The organism is Kosmotoga sp. (assembly GCF_982836095.1).
In genome coordinates, this window is sequence record NZ_CEYIHJ010000194.1 from 1 (window position 1) to 3,108 (window position 3,108).

The 3,108-nt window shown below is 39.1% G+C and carries 5 protein-coding genes; 1 reads left to right on the plus strand and 4 read right to left on the minus strand.

Going from position 1 to position 3,108, the window contains the following annotated elements:
• Positions 1–643, plus strand: a 643-nt coding sequence (locus AC3LHT_RS09950) for an alpha/beta fold hydrolase (protein WP_488662779.1), incomplete at its 5' end; no start/stop codon positions are given.
• On the opposite strand, the gene ribF is transcribed toward AC3LHT_RS09950, so the two are convergent.
• From ribF to AC3LHT_RS09970, 4 genes are read right to left on the minus strand one after another with little or no spacing between them, the layout of a single operon-like run.
• Complete coding sequence (gene ribF / locus AC3LHT_RS09955) at positions 608–1,519, minus strand: riboflavin biosynthesis protein RibF (protein ID WP_488662780.1); 912 nt, start codon at positions 1,517–1,519, stop codon at positions 608–610. The genes AC3LHT_RS09950 and ribF overlap by 36 nt on opposite strands.
• Positions 1,520–2,455, minus strand: coding sequence for a tRNA pseudouridine(55) synthase TruB (gene truB, locus AC3LHT_RS09960; RefSeq protein ID WP_488662781.1), 936 nt, complete (start codon positions 2,453–2,455; stop codon positions 1,520–1,522).
• Positions 2,455–2,823 carry a 30S ribosome-binding factor RbfA gene (gene rbfA / locus AC3LHT_RS09965; protein ID WP_290647157.1) on the minus strand — a complete coding sequence of 123 codons (369 nt, stop codon included), beginning with the start codon at positions 2,821–2,823 and terminating at the stop codon, positions 2,455–2,457. The genes truB and rbfA overlap by 1 nt, the downstream gene beginning before the upstream one ends.
• A gap of 51 nt (positions 2,824–2,874) precedes the next feature.
• A complete protein-coding gene (locus AC3LHT_RS09970; protein ID WP_488662782.1) occupies positions 2,875–3,093 on the minus strand; it encodes a hypothetical protein in 219 nt (72 codons plus the stop codon).
• Positions 3,094–3,108: the final 15 nt, after the last annotated feature.

The following is a 3,108-nucleotide window of genomic DNA, read 5'->3' on the forward strand; positions in this document are numbered from 1 at the left end:
AGGACATGGTGTTGACCCTGTACCCTATGGTGCTGCAAAGAAGCTTAGCAATTCTATAAAACGGATAGAAGCACTCGCCAATATGGCTAAAAATGAACCTCCTGATGTGCCGTTTTTTTTAATGGGTCATAGTCTCGGTGGCTTGATTTCCATAAGGCTTCTTGAACAGTCCCCCACTCTCTTTAAAGCTGCAATATTGAGTTCTCCGCCTTTGAAATCCTATCGTGATGATCTGAAAAGCTTATACCACGGTTTTCTAGCATTATCCTACATTGTTCCTTTTTTAAGGCTCAGTAACAGGATTGACCCATCTAAGATCTCAAAAAATGATAAAGTGAACCGTTTTTACACTCTGGAGCCCACAGTTCACGATAGGATTTCAATAGGATTTTTCATTGATCTCGAAAGGCAAATCAACCTTTCATGGAATGATATAGGAAGGATTGACTGTCCCATTCTGATGACCTATGGTTCAGAAGATGAGGTTGTGTCCACAGCTTCAATAGAGGATTTTTACAACGCTTTGAGCGTCAAAAAGAAGATAAAGTGCTTTGAGGGTTCTAAACATGAGCCTTACAGGGATTTAGATGTAAAAGAAAAGTATTTTTCAACAATTCTCGATTTCCTGATTTCCTGGCTTTGATTTAAACTTTACAATCCAGGTGCGGGCTATTTTTTCGTCTCTTTTGATGGCACTGATCAGTTCATTCAGTGTGTCGAATTTCAACTCTGGCCTTAAATATTCCAGCAAATCCATTCCTATAATTTTATTGTAAAGCTTTTTTTCAAAGTCCAAATAGTAAACCTCGTATTTAATTTCTTCGGAGGGATTGATAGATGGTCGAAAGCCAACATTTAATAACCCGATGACTGTCTGGCCCTCAATCGTTGATCTGACGATATAAACACCAGATCTTGGATGAACAAGCTTGTCCTCACCCCGTGAGATGTTTGCTGTGGGGAACCCGAGTTTGCTGCCCAGACCTTGATCCCGATAAACTCGACCATATATATGATATGGCTTTTGAAGAAGTTTTGAAGCCATTTTTACGTCGCCTTGGGCAATTGTTTCTCTTATCCAGCTGCTGCTTACTCGCCTTGACTGATATGTTTGCTTTGGAATTACTCTTAATTCAAATCCATATTCAGCAGCCATTTTCAATAACATTTCTACGTTTCCACGAGCGTGTTTGCCAAAAACAAAATCTTCTCCCACAACAAGCCCTTTGAGTCCTTGCGAGAGAAGAGATTTCACATAATCCTCCGGTTCGATATCCTTGATTTCTGCCATATCAACGGTTATGACATTATCTATGCCCATATTCAATATGAGTTCAATTCGCTGAGAAACCGGATAGATTAGCCCGGGAAAATTTGGAAAATAGTACTGCCAAGGATAAATCATGGAAATTGCAACGCTATTAACTTTCAATTTTGCAGCGAGTTTAACGGTTTCTTCCATGATCTTCCTATGACCTGTATGAACGCCATCAAAGGTACCAATACATGCCACGAACATTCATTGATCACCAATAACCTTTAGAAGTTTTGCTACACGTTGGTTTTCCTTTTTTTCAAGGAGTTTCTTGATAAATCTTGAGGTCCTCTCTGCTTGAGCTATAGCAAGAAACTTGCCCTTTTCATCTGTTATCCTAACCAAGTCGTCTTTTTTGAATTGCCCATCAAGGCCTATAATTCCTTTGAGCCAAATTTGGCAACCGTTTAAGATCGCTTTTCCATGCTCTTCACTGACAATAATCGATGGCAAAAAGGTAGAAATTACTTCATCAGGTTCTTTTAGGGAAATGGTTGAAATTTCCGCGGGTACTATTGCTTCATGTACAGAGAAATTACCGATTTTGGTTCGCCTTAGATAAATAGTAGTAGCGCCACAGCCCAATCGATAGCCTACATCCATTACCAATGATCGTATGTATGTTCCAGAAGAGACCCTTGCGCAAAAAGCAACCTCACCTCTTTCAAGGTCTATTTCAACACTACTAATGGAAAAAACTTTCACTTTTTTTGGAGGCAAGTTAATTATCTTCCCTTCACGGGCAAGCTGATAAAGTCTCTTTCCTTTGTGGCGTTTTGCTGAATAAGCAGGAGGCACTTGAAGATATTCGCCTTCAAAGTCTTTAAGAGCATGTACAATCTCATCCTCGGTTAGATTATTCCATTCTGAGCGCTCTTCAACGATTTTGCCGGTGATGTCAAAAGTATCGGTTATCAAACCAAGCTTCATTCTAACGCTATACGTTTTGTCAAAATCTTTCAAATACTCGAGTAATCTTGTTGCTCGTCCAACTCCAAGAATAAGCAACCCACTCGCAAAGGGGTCAAGAGTTCCCGAATGGCCGATCTTCCTGATCCCCAATTTTTTTCTGGATATATTTACCACATCATGAGAGGTGATTTCAGTGGGTTTATCTATAAAAAGAAAACCAGAGCTCATTATTCGTTTTCCTCTTTCCTCTCTTCGTTTATTTTGTCAAGGATTTTTGATATCCTTAGACTTGCATCAATGCCGATATCTCCCTTGAATCTTAACTCAGGCGCTTTGAATATTCTGATTGATTTGGCAATAGCCGTTCGGAAATAACCTTTGTTCTCGTCAAACCACTTAACAACTTCTTCCTTTTCCATTGAATTTATAAGGCTGCTAACAAAAACGTTCGCATATCTTTTATCTTTCGAGAGTTCCACTCTAATAATATTCAAAAGCGACGTATCAAAATCAGCTCCCTTATAGTTCCTCAAAGCTTCCGAAAGTACTTTTTGAATTTCAGACTCAAGCATTTGCTTTCTGTAAGAAGCCGCCATACAATCACCTCCAGGCTTCATAAATTATACAGCACAAAACAATATGCATTTCTAATCTAATGTAACCAGCTCCTTCAACGCTTGCTTTAATTTCAGATATTCCTCATCTTCTTGAGGTGGTGCTCCTTTATTCAACAGGATTTCCAACCCTTCAAAGAGTTTTTTATAGCGCAGGTTCTTTACAAAAGATTGAACAACATTCAGTTTACCCTCTTCGTGGCTAATATTGACCACTGCTTTTAGAAGTTCGTAAGAATCATAAAGCTTCAACCATTCAATTCACCT